General features: G+C 43.0%; 10 protein-coding genes. 3 read left to right on the forward strand and 7 right to left on the reverse strand.

The window, feature by feature from the left end:
* Positions 1–6: 6 nt before the first annotated feature.
* From CCS90_RS03780 to CCS90_RS03795, 4 genes are all read right to left on the reverse strand, one after another.
* Complete coding sequence (locus tag CCS90_RS03780) at positions 7–3264, reverse strand: M12 family metallo-peptidase (protein WP_099018162.1); 3258 nt, start codon at positions 3262–3264, stop codon at positions 7–9.
* Positions 3265–3385: 121 nt separating this feature from the next.
* Positions 3386–5056: an energy-dependent translational throttle protein EttA gene (gene ettA / locus CCS90_RS03785; protein ID WP_099018163.1), complete on the reverse strand. Its 1671-nt coding sequence runs from the start codon at positions 5054–5056 to the stop codon at positions 3386–3388.
* 225 nt (positions 5057–5281) lie between these two features.
* Positions 5282–7081 (reverse strand): LTA synthase family protein, encoded by a 1800-nt coding sequence (locus CCS90_RS03790; protein WP_099018164.1) that lies wholly within the window; start codon positions 7079–7081, stop codon positions 5282–5284.
* A 124-nt stretch (positions 7082–7205) separates the two neighbouring features.
* Complete coding sequence (locus tag CCS90_RS03795) at positions 7206–7826, reverse strand: DUF502 domain-containing protein (protein ID WP_099018165.1); 621 nt, start codon at positions 7824–7826, stop codon at positions 7206–7208.
* 127 nt (positions 7827–7953) lie between these two features.
* On the opposite strand from CCS90_RS03795, the gene CCS90_RS03800 reads away from it, so the two are divergent.
* Together CCS90_RS03800 and CCS90_RS03805 are read left to right on the forward strand one after the other, a co-directional pair.
* On the forward strand, positions 7954–8910 hold the full coding sequence (locus tag CCS90_RS03800; protein ID WP_099018735.1) for an MBL fold metallo-hydrolase: 957 nt from the start codon (positions 7954–7956) through the stop codon (positions 8908–8910).
* A 59-nt stretch (positions 8911–8969) separates the two neighbouring features.
* Complete coding sequence (locus CCS90_RS03805) at positions 8970–11312, forward strand: Tex family protein (RefSeq protein ID WP_099018166.1); 2343 nt, start codon at positions 8970–8972, stop codon at positions 11310–11312.
* An 85-nt stretch (positions 11313–11397) separates the two neighbouring features.
* Here the strand turns inward: CCS90_RS03805 and uvrD are convergent, their stop codons facing one another.
* From uvrD to yihA, 3 genes are read right to left on the reverse strand one after another with little or no spacing between them, the layout of a single operon-like run.
* Positions 11398–13584, reverse strand: coding sequence for a DNA helicase II (gene uvrD / locus CCS90_RS03810; RefSeq protein ID WP_099018167.1), 2187 nt, complete (start codon positions 13582–13584; stop codon positions 11398–11400).
* A 10-nt stretch (positions 13585–13594) separates the two neighbouring features.
* A complete protein-coding gene (locus CCS90_RS03815; RefSeq protein ID WP_099018168.1) occupies positions 13595–14695 on the reverse strand; it encodes a hypothetical protein in 1101 nt (366 codons plus the stop codon).
* Positions 14696–14711: 16 nt separating this feature from the next.
* The gene (gene yihA, locus CCS90_RS03820) at positions 14712–15314 is read right to left on the reverse strand and encodes a ribosome biogenesis GTP-binding protein YihA/YsxC (RefSeq protein ID WP_099018169.1); all 603 of its coding nucleotides are present in this window, start codon (positions 15312–15314) and stop codon (positions 14712–14714) included.
* A 131-nt stretch (positions 15315–15445) separates the two neighbouring features.
* Between yihA and CCS90_RS03825 the strand changes: the two genes are divergently transcribed.
* Positions 15446–16060: a c-type cytochrome gene (locus CCS90_RS03825; protein ID WP_099018736.1), complete on the forward strand. Its 615-nt coding sequence runs from the start codon at positions 15446–15448 to the stop codon at positions 16058–16060.
* Positions 16061–16067 lie beyond the last annotated feature (7 nt).

Genomic DNA, 16067 nt, shown 5'->3' on the forward strand with positions numbered 1-16067 from the left:
GATTACTTATCGTGGCTTAGTTGGCACACTTGAAATTCTGATGATTGCTGTTTGATCCAGTTGCCATGATCCGGCCACTGGCGATGGCCAGGTGAGGTCGCTGCTCCAATAAGGGTTGCCTGAAAGGTCAAATTCCATCGACCCTGCTTCAACAATGGTGCTGTCAGGCTCACCAGAACATGAGGGACAAAGCGTGTCGCTGAAGACTGCGACCATGTCTAAATCAAATTGAGAAAGTGACTCTGAGACATTACTGATAACCCATCTTGGCTCGCCATCCTCATCGTAAATAAATGGAATCATAACGGTTTTGTCGCCATTGGTGATGACAGCTGTTCCCCAGCCAGGGGTGTCTGGTCGACTCCACATACCGGTGTGATTGATGGATTCTGGTTCTCCACTAAATTGTAACCAGTAAATGGCTTCCTCACCCATGTCATCACCTATCTGCCAACGCATGGTTGCTGCTCGCTCATTGTCAAAAGTGATGTTGATGTGCCCTATGGATTCAATTGAAACTGAACCATCGAAATCCATTTTGGTTTTCAATAATTCAGTGTCAAACTCATGACCCAATAGAAAATCAGCAGATGTGTACCAAATAGGCAGTCCATCATCGTCATAAGTAAACCAAAGCACTTGCAATCGATTGTCAAAAACACCGATGTTAAACCCGCGGCCTGAAGTGGCGGGGTTGAACCAATTTCCTGCATTGGGGCGCAATACCTTGTCTTTGTCTTGGTTAAAACGATCAGCCAATTGTGGCACCAAAAGCATTTTGTGTGGTTGATTCATGCCTCCACCAACAATCAGTTCACCGAGAAATTCCTGACTATCTAGGTTGAATTGTAAAATGGTGTTTTGGTCACTGACGGCCACCAGCAAGCGACCGTCTTTTGTGATGTCCATACCCGTGGGATTGGAGTAACCCAAAGTGGCCAAATCAGCAAATATACCGCCATAAGAAGCGGTTTCGATGTTGGTTATAACGAGTTTGTTGCGTGCTTGATCACTGTGAATTAAACGACCGTCATCAGTGGCCACCATGGCATATGGATCAACCAACCAAGAATAATTGCCATTGCCCAATATTTCGCTGTCAAACACTTCACGGGTGCTTCGGTATACGCTGTTGACCTGCCCTAGAAAATAAAATTGTTGACCCACACGTTCAATGTCAATGATGTTTTCACCCTGGGCAAATGCACTGAAGAATGGAAAAGCATAAGTACTGAGGGTATTTTGACCAATTGAAAATCCCCTGACATCACTGGCTGCATTGCTGCGTCCAATTTTAGTCCAAAATAAATCGGTGGTACCGTTGGGGTCCAAAGCCTGCTCATTGGCTTCAATAGCCAAAGGAAAACCAGTATTCAAATTGGTCAATGCAGCTGGGTTGTAATAAGGAGAAATAAGCAGTTTAGGCGTTGCATAAGGGTTCATTAAATCCAAAGTTTTGACACTGCTGGCACTGGTGAAAAACAGCCTTTTGAAGTTTTCATCATAAGTTAAGTCAGATTGGAAAGTAAAAAGACCGTCATTGGGTAACACTTCTATGCCTTTTGCCAAACCCGTTTGTGCATCAAACCGCAGCATGCGATTGTTTCCAACACTGATGACCAGTAAATCTTGTTTTGTAGTGTCTATATCTATCACACCATCATTGTCATCATCAAGGTCGGCATTGTTTCCGGTGCCATCACCGTCAGAGTCTTTGGATTCGGCTGCTTCAAACTCAAAATCATCGGCATTGTTGCCGACACCATCACGGTCACTGTCCTCGGTTTCACTGGGGTCAAAATCAAACACATCACTGATGTTGTCTACGCCGTCATTGTCGCCATCAGGGTCTGAGTTATCCCCCAAACCATCCTCGTCAAAGTCGGCAGTTTCATTAGGGTTGGTCGGAAAGGCATCGCTGTTGTCACCGACGCCGTCACCATCGGTGTCAGTGGTTTCAGTGTTGTGAAATGGAAACTCATCATCTCTGTCTAATACGCCGTCACTGTCCAAGTCAGTCAGTGCCACGCCAAAATCCGCAGGCAAGGGTGCGTTAGACAAACTGTTTTGATAATTGGCGACCACAGTTTTTAATTGGTTGATCACTCGGGTGTTATTGGATAAGCCTGTAACACCACAGGGTGAGCCACCACATTGGACTGCTGGGTTAGAAAAATAATCCAGCTCATAAAAGCGATTGGCATCTCCGGTTCCAAAAGAGCCCATAACAGTGCCATACTGTCCGAGTTTGGCAAAGCCAGTGCCATCAGGCAAAAACCGGTCTTCAGGTTCTGTATTGTGGTGCCCAGCACCAAGGTTGTGACCGATTTCGTGGGCCATCAATTGGTCGGTACAAATAGACCAACTGCTCATGCCATCCGCCAAAATGTTAACGCCATAACTGCTGTCAAAATTGTTGTTGTCAATGGGTAGTGGGTAATAAGCCACACCACAATTACCTCTTTTTTCGATGTCCATGGTTCTTAAGAAGATGACCAAATCCGCTCCGGAGTCAGCTCGCAATTGGGGTACATTGCTCAAGCCTTGACTGCCCACTCCTATTTCAATGGACTGTTGTAATTGTTCGAGTAAATTGATGTTTGAGTCATCGAAGTTGTAGTTGGTTAATTCTAAGCCAACTTGCCTTACAGCCAGGTCAATCCCTGAGTTGGCAAAAGTTTGGTTGGTTACATGAAGGTATTGGTCAACCCGAGCTTGTAACAACGCTCCTGGGTAACGATTACTGATCGCAGAGTCATGTAAAATCAACACATCGACGATGGTTCCTGCAGCTTTGTCGCTTAGGTTGGATTGTGCAATATACGCGGTGTTTTTGGCTTGATCAGAACTTGATCCATGGGCAAAACCGCAGTCATTAAAAGACAAACCTGTTGGGGGTAGTTCCACAGCCCAAATGCCTGCTTGGTTGGTGGTCAGGATGAAATGTTTGTTGTTCAAGTGCATTTGGCCAAACAAGCTGTTTTCACCCTTGGTGGCTGAAATGTAACCATTGGGAAGTGTCCATGTAAAACTGACATTGGTCGAATGGCCAGTGCTTGATTTTGTTATAGAAAATGGCAAGCCAATAAGCTCACCATCTAATTCAAAACTCAATTGATTGCTTTTGTTGTTCAACTCAAGGCGGTTGAAGGCATCATGACTTAAGCCAGCAAAAGCTTCAGGGTGTATTTCTGAGGAGGCCAGTGATTGGCTTGAAATGAAGCCAAATAAAGCGGTTGTGACAATGGACAGGAAAAGCTTCATGTTCGATTTTTGTTGTTTTAAAAACAATTATCATAAGCAATTTATCTACGAAAGTTAAGTTATTTCATCCTGGCCTGCTTAATTTAGCTGGACTTAAAGTGATTAAGTCCAGCTGCTTGGTTTATTTTTTCAGCGGACGGTATTTGATTCTTTCCGGCTGTAAGGCTTTGCCATGACGGTTTTTATAATCTTGCTCGTACTCGGTATAATTGCCTTCAAAAAATTCCACATGTGAATTATTTTCATAGGCCAAAATATGGGTGGCGATGCGGTCTAAAAACCAACGATCATGCGAAATAACCATCACACAACCTGCAAAATTCAATAAAGCTTCTTCCAGTGCCCGTAATGTTTCCACATCCAAATCATTGGTTGGCTCATCCAGCAGCAATACATTGCCACCCAGTTTCAGTACTTTCGCCAATTGCAATCGGTTGCGTTCTCCACCTGATAAGTTTTTAACTTGTTTCTGTTGATCGGCGCCTTTGAAATTAAAGCGACTCAGCCACGCCCTGGCTGGCACTGAATAAGTACCAATCTTGATGATTTCTTCACCATCGGCAACTTCTTCAAACAAAGGCCTGTCATGTCCCAGGTCTTCCCGGCTTTGTGAAACATAAGCCAGTTCAACGGTTGGGCCAATGGTGATTGAACCTTCATCGGCTTGTTCCGATCCAGCTATCATATTAAACAGGGTCGATTTACCCGCACCATTGGGACCAATGATCCCAACGATGGCACCTTGCGGCACTTTGAATGACAAATCGTCAATCAGGTATTTTTCACCAAAGGCTTTGGAAACATGATTGAATTCAATAACCGAATCACCCAAACGAGGCCCTGGTGGGATATAAATTTGTGACGTTTCGTTGCGCTTTTGAAATTCTTTGGATTGTAATTCTTCAAACTGGCGCAGACGTGCTTTTGATTTGGTGCGTTTGCCCTTGGCATTGGATCGAACCCATTCGAGCTCGTGCTTAATGGTTTTCATATGGGCTTGTTCTTGTTTGGATTCTTGTTCCAAACGTTTTTCTTTTTGTTCAAGCCATGATGAATAGTTGCCTTTCCATGGAATCCCGTGGCCGCGATCCAACTCTAAAATCCATTCAGCCGCATTGTCTAAGAAATAACGGTCATGTGTTACCGCAACAATGGTGCCAGTAAAGTCATGTAGATACCGTTCCAACCAAGCCACAGTTTCGGCATCAAGGTGATTGGTGGGTTCATCTAGTAACAACATGTCAGGTGATGACAGCAGCAATTGACACAAAGCCACTCGACGTTTTTCACCGCCTGATAAGTGTTTAACTTCGGCATCCCAAGGTGGTAAGCGCAGGGCTTCTGCAGCCATGTTCATGGTGCGATCCAAATCCCAGCCATTGGCCGCATCTATTTTTTCTTGCAACTCGGCTTGCTTCATTAACAATTCATTCATCGCATCATCGCTCATCGGTTCGGCGAATTGCATGTTAATTTCATCAAAAGCTGTCAATAAGTTTTTAACTTCACCCATCCCAGCTTCGACATTTTCCCTGACTGATTTGTCATCTTCAAGTTGCGGTTCTTGCGGTAAATAACCAATGTTGATACCAGGTTGCGGCCTGGCTTCACCAGAATAATCTTGGTCTAAGCCTGCCATAATTCGCAGCACAGTTGATTTACCTGATCCATTTAGCCCCAATACGCCAATTTTGGCGCCAGGAAAAAAAGACAGAGAAATGTCTTTAATGATTTCGCGGTTAGGCGGTACGGTTTTACTCACGCCCATCATGGTATAGATGTATTCAGCCATTAAAATTCATGTCAATTTAAGAAACGACCATAATACTTGATTGCAGTATGGCTGTCCATATCAGGGTGTCACCGTTCAATCACAGGAGGATGATTTGATTTTATAATTCGATTTTGCGAGGTTGATGTTACTGTTTTATTGCTTCAAAGCAAAATTGCAATGAGGCTTGATTTCAATGATTCCTTCATACAAAAACCACCTGGTGTTTATGCTGAATAAGACTTATTAATCAATTAATTCCGATAAATATTGTTGGCCAAATAACACATCATATTGCAGCATTTCATAATCGGCAATCAGCTTGGATTCTTCATCTGAAAGTTGATTGGTATAAGGCTTGTTTTTTAATTGATAAACCCTCGATATGACATCAAATTTTTCATACAGCACTGAGATGAATTTTATGAACCCTCTGGTTTTAATGCCCGCTTCATTGGAAATCAGTGCCGGCAATAAGTTCATACTGATGTTCAGCTTGGGGGTGTTGTACTGTTTGAAATTGGACCACATCAAAAAGGGCGTGCTGTAGCTGCTTTTTATCAGATTAATAAAATCATCTTCCAACTGATCTTGGGTCTGTTTGTTGCCCACGTTATAAAACTTCAAACTGGGTTGGTGGTCACCGACGATCAGTATCAGTGTTTTTTCATTTGAATGGTTGAGTTCATCAATCAAAATTCCGAACATGTCATCTATGTGATTGATGGCATGGGTATATGCCAACAAAGTGTTTTTAGTTGAGGCATTTAAATCGTGATTTAATAGGTTTAAGGATTTGTCTTGATAATCAGTGATTTTCCATGGGGAGTGACTGGAGTTTGGGAATGCAAAAATAAATGATTTGTCTTGCTCTCTTATTAATTCAAGCATTTCTTTGGCAACGACATGACTGGAAACACTTTTACCTGAAGGGTCTTTTTCATACTCAGGGTTTGACGGCGGGATGCCAATTTTATTGTTGACCCCTAAGTGTGCATAAATTTTTTCATACCCGAAACCTGAAAACTCCATCATTTGTATGGCATTACTGGTGAATCCATTGCGATTGAATTCTCTGGCAAGACTGGGTATTTCAGCGTCTATAAATTCTTGGTAAGGAGTCGATTCTATCGGGGTGAACATATTGGTCATGCCAGTCATGATTTCAAATTCAGCATTGATGGACTTGCCTCCATAGACCGGAGATATGGATGTACCTGCAAGTTGCTTATGTGACATGTTTCGGTAATTGGGAAGGATTTGTTCTGAGAACTGCCAACCCAGATCAATTGGGTCGGTGAATGATTCAACCATCAAGACAATGACATTATCAACGGCATCCTTGGGTCTAACATCAGTAGAGCCAGACAAATTGTATTGTTTAATCAAAGATGCAATGTGTGTTTTTGAGTAATTTTCAGGAGACGGTGGTTTTCCGGTAAAAAAACTGGACTGGAAAAAACTAGACAATAAACCCACAGAAAGGCTTCTGTTGGTGTGAGACATGTTTACTTTATGAAATATGTTGTGGTCTCTTAAAAACAAACGAATGGTTTCATTTTCGACTTTAAAACAATAAAAGATTAAAAACAGGGCCACAGTCAAAGAAATAAAACGATTGAAAGAATCTGCTTGTGTGTTTTTCACTTCATAAGCAACAACAAAATATAAGATCAGTACAACCGCAATAATAAATGGTACGAACATAATAAACACATGCCAAGTCCTGACCAAATCACCAACCAAAAATAAATCATTGGGGAAAAAAGGCGTGCCCAAAATCATGATTTTTGTGACAGTGACAGAAATAAAAATCAGGTATGACAAAGTGGTCAATATTAAAGCCAAGCGCTTTCTTTTGGTGATGATGTAAAAAAGCAACAACACAAACAACAACACACACAATTCGACAACTGCACCTAATGCGCTGATTGGAACATTTTTCTTGGTCAATTCAAGGTTGTTGATCACCAATCCATACAATATGGCAATGATCGATGATAAAAAAATAATCGCAATTAAGACGGGTTTAAGTTTTTTAAACATTTAAATGCTTTCAACAAAAAGGGGCATCATAACAATATTCTTTAAATAAGATAATCCAAACCTCATGAATAAATGGTTAAATTTACCTGGTTAAAGGTTTGCGATTAATAAATTTAGAAGAGTATTAATCAACTTTTGGCTTTTTACTGCCGTCTTGAGAAACGCCGGCAGTCAAAGCAAATCGCATGGCATCTTCAAAAGACCAATCCAGTCGTTTGATTTTATTTTCAGGAATAAATACAGTATAGCCGCCAACCATGTAACTCATGGGCAAGTACACCGTCAATAAATTTTCCGATGAACCCTCCAGTGATTTCGTGACTGAGTTTGGTAAGCTGTCTGTAGTGATGATGCCGACCATTAAGCCCAAACCTTGTGCTTGCATATCAACCAATGCCACTTGTTGGTTTTTGTTCTGTGAATTGTCAAACATGCTGGCCAAGTCTTTGATTGCTCCATAAAGGGTTTTAATCAAGGGGAATTTCAGTAGCATTTTTTCAATTCGATGATAAAACCAACCGATGAAACTGAATTTCAATAACCAACCAATCAAAAACAACAAGGCAGCCATGATAATCAGTCCACTGCCAGGAAATGAAAGGAAATCCAAATGTAAAGTGGTTATGGCATCCAAGCCCAAGGTGTTAAGCCATTTGATTGCGGACCATGAAATCCACGCAGTAATCAAAATGGGCAAGGCAACCAAAGCACCTTTTAATATAGGTTTAATTAACCAGTTTTTCATAGTCTTTTGAACAGTAAAAAGAAGTAAATATCATGACACAATAATTCATAGATTGCGAATGCCATTGGTTATATAAAAAACAAAAACTTCTCATGCTATGATTGGTGGAAAGTCATGGGTGTCAGGTATGAAAATTCTGTGGATATTTGTATGGAGTCATTGGTTTTCAGTTACTTTAGCTGATGAGGCAGTGGCACAAAAGTTTGAAAATCAAGGTAATCAATCTATAGGTGTTGAGTTGCTTGTATTGGGGGTTGCTCAGGATGCTGGCTATCCACAATTAAATTGTTACCAACCACATTGTCAAGCAGGTTGGGATGGTCATAAAAAATTCGCCACTGCATTGGCCTTGATTGATCATAACAACAAGCAAAAATACCTGTTAGAAGCGACACCAGATATTCGTGAGCAAATGCATCAATTGCATCAAGTGGCCCCCGATGGTCTGTATAACTTAGCTGGTATTTTCCTGACCCATGGTCACATGGGGCATTATACGGGTTTAATGCACATGGGTCATGAAGCAGCGGGCATGAAAAACACCCCCGTGTATGTGATGCCGCGATTCAAAAAGTATTTACAAAATAATGGTCCCTGGAGCCAATTGGTGGATTATAAAAATATTGTGCTACAAGATTTGCATGATCAATCAACAGTACAATTAAACCCTAATCTCAGCATTAAGCCCATGTTGGTTCCACACCGCGATGAATACACCGAAACGGTTGCTTATGTCATCAAAGGGCCTAGAAAATCTGTGCTGTTTATTCCAGACATCGATAAATGGCAAAAGTGGAACAAAGACATCAAAGCCGAAATCAGTCAAGTTGATTACGCCTTTTTAGACGCCACATTTTTTGCCAATGGTGAAATCCCCAATCGAGACATGGCTGAGATTCCCCATCCATTTGTGGAAGAGAGTCTGCAGCTACTCAAGGACCTATCGCCCAAAGACAAAGCCAAGGTCATTTTTATTCACTTTAATCACACCAATCCATTGTTAAACCATGACAGTGAGGCCAGCGAACAAGTTAAAGCTCATGGATTCAAAGTGGCATATCGTGGGATGAAAATAGACTTGTAACCGGCACCTGATCGCATGCTAAAATGCGTCGCTTTTGTAGCACAAAATAGGATATTTTAGTGGTCAACTCCAAACATGTAAGCCTCATAGCTGGCGAAATTAACGCCAAAAACAGTCAAATTCAAAGCGCCATCGAATTATTGGATGGTGGTGATACGGTGCCATTTATTGCCCGATACCGAAAAGAAGCCACTGGCGGTTTAGATGATACCCAGTTGCGTCAGTTGGAAGAACGTTTGGGATATTTGCGAGCGCTGGATGATCGCAGAGATACCATCATCAAAGCGATTGAAGAACAAGGTAAATTGACCGATGTTTTGAAACAATCCATCATGATGGCTGAAACCAAGACCCGATTGGAAGATTTGTATTTACCGTATAAAAAGAAACGCCAAACCAAAGCGCAGAAGGCCAGGTTGGCCGGTTTGGAACCCTTGTTACAACAGTTGATTGACAATCCCACGGCAGAGGTGGAAGCTTTGGCGGCGGAATTTGTCCATTCCAAGGGTGATGACGACTCGTTGCATGTAAAAGACGTGGCCGCGGCATTGGATGGTGCGCGCCAGATTGCCTTGGAAGATTTGTCAGAGGATGCTGATTTGATTCAAGCCTTGCGTGATTGGTTGTGGGCTCAAGGCGTGGTAATTGCCAAGGTCATGAAGGGACAGGAGAATGACCAAAAAGCAGCCAGATTCAAAGATTATTTCGACTTTTCAGAAGCCATCAATAAAATCCCATCCCATCGAATGCTGGCTTTGTTGCGCGGGCGCAATGAAGGGGTTTTGTCTATTAATTTAGACCATGCTGACGTGCTCGATGAAAACATGGTCATCCACCCAGCCATGGGCCGTTTGGTAAAACACACGGGTTGGGATATACAACAATCAGAATGGCTGAAACGAACCATGGAACTGGCTTGGAAAGCCAAGTTGCAATTGAAATTGAATTTACAACTGTCCTCTCACTTGCGTGAACAATCTGATGAAGCGGCCATTCAAATTTTTAACCGCAATTTAAAAGACTTGCTGTTGGCAGCACCGGCTGGTGGTCAAGTGACCTTGGGCTTGGACCCGGGTTTTAGAACGGGCGTAAAGACTGTGGTGGTTGATGGCAATGGTAAATTATTAGATACCGCTGTGATTTATCCGCACGCGCCACAAAAACAATGGGAAGCCGCTAAACAAACTTTGGTAAAACTGTGTCAAAAACACGGGGTGAAATTGATCGCCATCGGTAATGGCACCGCTTCGCGCGAAACCGATCAATTGGCAGCTGAATTGATTAAACAAAACAAAGACATCCAAGCGCAAAAAATCATGGTCTCTGAAGCCGGTGCTTCAGTGTATTCAGCTTCGGCATTGGCAGCGGCAGAATTTCCTGATTTGGATGTGTCTTACCGTGGTGCTGTCTCCATCGCCAGGCGCCTGCAAGATCCATTGGCAGAATTGGTTAAAATAGATCCTAAAGCGATTGGTGTTGGTCAATACCAGCATGATGTGAATCAAGCGCAACTGAGCAAAGCCTTAGGCGATTGTGTCGAGGATTGTGTAAATAAAGTGGGTGTGGACGTGAACACGGCTTCAGCGCCGTTGTTAAAATACGTGGCTGGAGTTTCAGATTCGGTGGCCCAGGAAATCGTCAACTACCGCGATGCCAATGGCAGTTTTAAAAACCGCAAACAATTACTTAAAGTAGCCAGATTGGGTGACAAAATGTTTGAACAATGTGCGGGGTTTTTACGCATCAGAGGTGGTGAGCAACCCTTGGATCAATCAGCGGTACATCCAGAAGCTTATCCGCTGGTGAATAATATGTTGGAGCATATGGACGCACAAATTGAACAAGTGATTGGTCAAATGGGTCCCTTGAGTCAATTGAATCCAGCTGATTTTGCCAATGACCAATACGGTATAACCACCATCAAGGACGTGATTGAAGAATTGAAAAAACCAGGGCGAGATCCTCGGGGTGAATTCAAAACGGCCACATTCGATGATCAAGTACATGAAATCAAAGACCTCAAAGTGGGTATGCGTTTGGAAGGTGTGGTCACCAATGTGACCGCTTTTGGTGCCTTTGTTGATGTCGGTGTTCATCAAGATGGCTTGGTGCACATTTCAGAATTGGCCGACCAATACGTCAAAGATCCCGCCGATGTGGTTAAAGCCGGTCAAGTGATTAAAGTGCGGGTGTTAGAAGTCGATGCACAACGCAAACGCATCTCATTGAGTGCGAAATCTGGTGATGGCAGTCAAGCCAAGCCTAGCGGAAAATCGACTGCGGCGAAGCCGGCTTTCAACAAAGCCAAGCAAAGTCGCTCAAACAACAAAAGACAAAATACAGACAATCAAGGCGCATTTGCTGGTGCGTTGGCGGATGCTTTTAAGAAAGCGAAGAAGTGAGTTGTCTAAATTAACAAGCAAGTCAAGCCCAACTTGAAGTTTGTGTTGGGCATGGTACCTCAGATTCTAACCAGTTGAAAACCTTTTATAGAATTTCCAGTTTGGCAAACTTAACCGCCAATACTTTGGGGCCGACGTCGTTGAATTGAACCAGCACTTGTAAGTAGTCACCTTTGCCACTCATGTCGGTGATCACACCTTCGCCGAAGCTTTGGTGGCGCACCGATTGGCCCAACTGATATGGTGAATCGTTAACGGCTTGCCGTTGTGCTTGATAGGGTGTGTTGCTTGTCTGCTGTCCACTGTAAGTGGTTGGGTGGATGTTGCCACGCAATTGTTTGACCAATTCTTTGGGAATTTCACGCAAAAACTGTGAAGGTTGGCAGGCGTTGATTTTACCGCGCATGCGCCGTGAAGTGGCATAACTGAGGAATAATTGCTTTTCGGCACGGGTGATGCCCACATAGGCCAAACGCCTTTCTTCTTGCAGTTTGTTGAAGTCTTCCATGGAATTTTGGTGCGGGAACAAACCTTGTTCCATACCAACGATAAAGACCACAGGAAATTCCAGGCCTTTGGCTGAATGTAAGGTCATTAATTGAACATGAGGCTCATCCACTTTGGTGGTGTCTCCAGCATCCAAACTGACTTGTGACAAGAACGCACTTAATGGGGTTAATCCCAAAGCCAGGTCTTCATCGGTGATTTCGAACATCTCAGCGGCATTGATCAGCTCGTCCAGATTTTCCAAGCGAGTTTGGGCTTTTTCTGGTGGTTCTTTCAGATAATGGTCTTTCAGTGAACTGCGTTCAATGATGTCTGAAAAAAGCTGAGCCAAGCTTTGGTCTTTGTTGTTGCTCTCAAGTTCATCAATCATGCTGACAAAGGCGGTTAATGCCGTTGCTGCGCGGTTACTGAGTTTGCCTTCGCTGACCAGTTTTTGACTGGACTCCCACAAACTGCTTTGTTCCATTTGGGCATAATTGCGAATCAAGTTTACCGTGGTTAAGCCGATACCGCGGGTTGGAGTGTTGATCACACGTTCGAAGCCAATGTCGTCATGGCGGTTATTCACCAATCGTGAATAAGCCAACACATCTTTGATTTCTAGGCGTTCGAAGAAACGCAGACCGCCATAAATTTGATAGGGGATGCTTCGTTTTAACAAAGCTTCCTCCAACAACCGTGATTGGGCGTTGGAGCGGTACAAAATGACGATGTCATCAGCACTGGTGGTTTCAGCCAACAGGCTTTCGATTTTTTCACCCACAAAAAACGCTTCATCAAATTCTGAGTGTGAACCATAAACCCCAATCAATTCACCCCGTTCTTGGGCTGACCACAGGCTTTTGCCCAAGCGTTTCTTGTTGTTGGCAATGACACCATTGGCAGCATCCAAGATATTTTGTGTAGAACGGTAATTTTGTTCCAGCTTATACATCGCGGTATCGGCATACAGGCTTTGAAAGTCCAGGATGTGGTCTACTTTGGCGCCACGCCAAGCATATATCGATTGGTCGTCATCACCCACCACCAAAACTTTGTTGTTTTTACCCGCCAGTAATTGAATAAATGCCGATTGGATGGCATTGGTGTCTTGAAACTCATCAACCAGAATGTGTGAAAAGCGCCGTCGGTATTTTTTCAATACGTCCTCATCGTTGAGTAACAGTTCATGCGCACGCAACAGCATTTCAGAAAAATCGACCAAACCAGCACGTTGGCAGTGGTCATCATAATGACCAAAAACTTTGATCAGAGTTTGGTTGTTAAAATCGCCATAATCATCGACTTCATGGGCCCGCAGACCATCGTTTTTCATGTCATTGATGAAACCTTGAACGGTTCTGGGTGGCCACTGTTTCTCATCCAATTCCAAATCATTTAGACAGCGTCGAATCAATCGGTATTGATCATCTGAATCAATGATTTGAAAATTCTTTGGTAAACCCGCAGCTTCGGTGTTGATTTGTAATAACTTCAGTGCAATGCCATGAAAAGTCCCAATCCACATGTCGCGAATTTCGCGTTTCAACATAAAAGCAATTCGGTTGCGCATTTCTGCGGCTGCTTTGTTGGTGAAAGTGACAGCCAAAATACTGTATGGAGAAACAAACTCGGCTGATATCAACCAGGCAATCCGGTGCACCAAGACACGAGTCTTGCCACTTCCGGCACCAGCCAACACCAGGGCATGTTGCGCGTCTGTGGTGACCGCTTCGGCTTGGTTTTCATTGAGGTTTTTTAGAATTTCTTCCGCGTTTAAGGTCATAGTGTGGTTTTTATAATAAGCCGTTTGGGTTGGAAGTTACATCACTTTCAATGGATTCAAATCCTGGTCCCAATTGTTGGCTCAGGTGCTTTTCAATGTCACGAATCCCATGCGGTGTGACCGGATAGTGTATCTCAAACAGCTCACTTTGTGCCACACTGATGGCGATGACTCCTGCTTGTGGGTGTTGGTGGTATATGACTTGCTTGGGCTGGTTGGATGATTGATGAGATTTTTCAGTCCAAAATGATTGGCTGATGCTTTGTTTTTCAAATTGTCCCAGACACACTTTTTCTTCACTGATGGGCCACAGATCGGCTTTGAATGTTTTGATGGCTAAACCATGCGCGGTGAATGCCCCCAAGGACAAACGCTGAGCCATCAACCAATTGATGTAATCTTCAATCGAAGTGTCAGCAAAATACGCAGTGAATTGGGCATATGAAAAATAAGGGGTAAACAACAGATGATCCACCAAATAAAAATGATTGTGGGTGTGGGTTGTTACTGCCGTTTTTGGGTCTGAGCTGACCAGCGCCGTTTCTATCACTTGCCAAAGGTGTGACAAACCCAGTTGTTCGTAGTGGTTGTGCATCATTGCTACCAAATCCAGGTATGTCATGTAATTGGCATGATTAATCACCACCTGGGTTTGTTCACATATTTTGGCATACGTGGGTGGTGCAACCATGCCTTTGTGCATCAAGGTGGCCTCGAATTGTTCAGCCAAATTCACATCATCAGTATATAAACAGAACGGCAGGTGCAGCAAGTTTTGTTGTGATTCATTGGGTCTTAATCCATCTGGCATAAAACCATCATTGGCACCTATCGATAAAACTTGATCACTGTTTAATTCACCTTGAAAAGCAGCCGAAGCGTACTGAGTCATGTTAACTTGGATGGGAAATTTAGGCTGTAACAGCTGTTCGGTTGAGAAAGCGGCACCACAAAAGACCAAGGCGGTGTTGTTGTTTATTTTTAACACCGCATGTAAATCTTTGGCAATCAATTCAGTCAGTTCACTGGCTTGTGATTTGGTTAATGTTTGCTTGATCGGTGTTTGGCATTCTATGGTGAGCATGCCATCACATTGGAATTTATATTTCATGTCATCGATTCAAACTTTATGACTGTTTGTCAAACCAAGGTGAGATGACTTGAGACAATTCAGCGGTTCCTGTCTTGCGTAAGGCAGAAAATACTTGGCAAGTGGTTGAGCTGCTGTATTTGGCAATGGCTTTGGTTACTTTCATCAATGACTTTTTGGTGTCATTGTTATTCAGTTTATCGGCTTTGTTCAACAACACATGGGAGTGTAATCCAGATTCATGAGCCCAAGTCAGCATTTGTTCATCGAAGGATTTCATTGGATGTCTGATGTCCATAATGATGACCACACCGATTAAACTTTCTCGATTCATTAAATAAGAGTCAATTTCTTTTTCCCAATGCTTTTTCATTTTAATCGGCACTTTGGCATAACCATAACCGGGCAGGTCGACCAAACGCTTATTGGGTTTGAACTCAAAACAATTGAACAGTTGGGTTCGACCAGGGGTTTTGGAAACTTTGGCCAAACCGCGGTGGTTGGTCAATGCATTGATGGTGGTTGACTTGCCAGAGTTTGAACGGCCAGCAAAAGCAATTTCCATGCCATCGTCGTCAGGTAGTTGACTGGTTTTATATGCACTGATTAAAAATTCACAATGACTGAATAGGTTTGACATGCAAAAGACGGATTAAAAAAGTGTATTTTAAATGAGATGGGATAAATTTGATATGTTTGCGGTTAAGGATTACGCTATAATACTGCGTTTTTGAAGAAACCAAACCATCAGAGGTTTTTATGAAACGAAATATGATTAAACTCTTAATGCCAGCATTGTTGTTGATGTCTGCGAATGTAATGGCCGGTGATGCCGAAAAAGGCAAGTCACTGTCTGGAACTTGTGCAGCTTGTCATGGCATGGACGGTAACAGCGTGAACCCAATATGGCCTAGTTTAGCTGGTCAACATGAAGCTTATTTGGACCGTCAAATTAAATTGTTCAGAAGTGGGGAGCGAGAAAATGCATTGATGGCACCTATGGTGTCTACGCTTTCAGATCAAGATGTGGCTGATTTATCGGCTTATTTTTCAAGTCAAAAATTGACAATGAAAGCAGCCGATCCTGCCAGTGTCGAATTGGGTAAAAAGATTTATCAAGGTGGCGACAAAGTGCGCAACATTCCCGCTTGTATGTCGTGTCATGGACCGACAGGTCAAGGCAATCCAATGTCTGGATACCCAGTCGTGGCCAATCAGCATGCGGCCTATACAGCGATTCAACTCAGAGCATACAAAGCCGGTCGGAAACTTGCTAACCAAGATGATGTTAACGGACAAATCATGGCTGATGTAGCTAAATACATGACTGAAGAAGAAATCGATGCTGTTTCTAGTTATATACAAGGATTGAAATCAGCCCAATAAGCTGAAA

Source organism: Marinicella litoralis (assembly GCF_002591915.1).
Lineage (GTDB): Bacteria > Pseudomonadota > Gammaproteobacteria > Xanthomonadales > Marinicellaceae > Marinicella > Marinicella litoralis.

Excerpts from the sequence above, each read along its gene's own strand:
- CCS90_RS03795 (WP_099018165.1), bottom strand. The coding sequence starts at position 7,826 with ATGAAAAACTGGTTAATTAAACCTATATTAAAAGGTGCTTTGGTTGCC.
- uvrD (WP_099018167.1), bottom strand. The coding sequence starts at position 13,584 with ATGACCTTAAACGCGGAAGAAATTCTAAAAAACCTCAATGAAAACCAA.
- yihA (WP_099018169.1), bottom strand. The coding sequence starts at position 15,314 with ATGTCAAACCTATTCAGTCATTGTGAATTTTTAATCAGTGCATATAAA.
- CCS90_RS03800 (WP_099018735.1), top strand. The coding sequence starts at position 7,954 with ATGAAAATTCTGTGGATATTTGTATGGAGTCATTGGTTTTCAGTTACT.
- CCS90_RS03825 (WP_099018736.1), top strand. The coding sequence starts at position 15,446 with ATGATTAAACTCTTAATGCCAGCATTGTTGTTGATGTCTGCGAATGTA.
- CCS90_RS03780 (WP_099018162.1), bottom strand. The coding sequence starts at position 3,264 with ATGAAGCTTTTCCTGTCCATTGTCACAACCGCTTTATTTGGCTTCATT.
- CCS90_RS03815 (WP_099018168.1), bottom strand. The coding sequence starts at position 14,695 with ATGAAATATAAATTCCAATGTGATGGCATGCTCACCATAGAATGCCAA.
- ettA (WP_099018163.1), bottom strand. The coding sequence starts at position 5,056 with ATGGCTGAATACATCTATACCATGATGGGCGTGAGTAAAACCGTACCG.
- CCS90_RS03790 (WP_099018164.1), bottom strand. The coding sequence starts at position 7,081 with ATGTTTAAAAAACTTAAACCCGTCTTAATTGCGATTATTTTTTTATCA.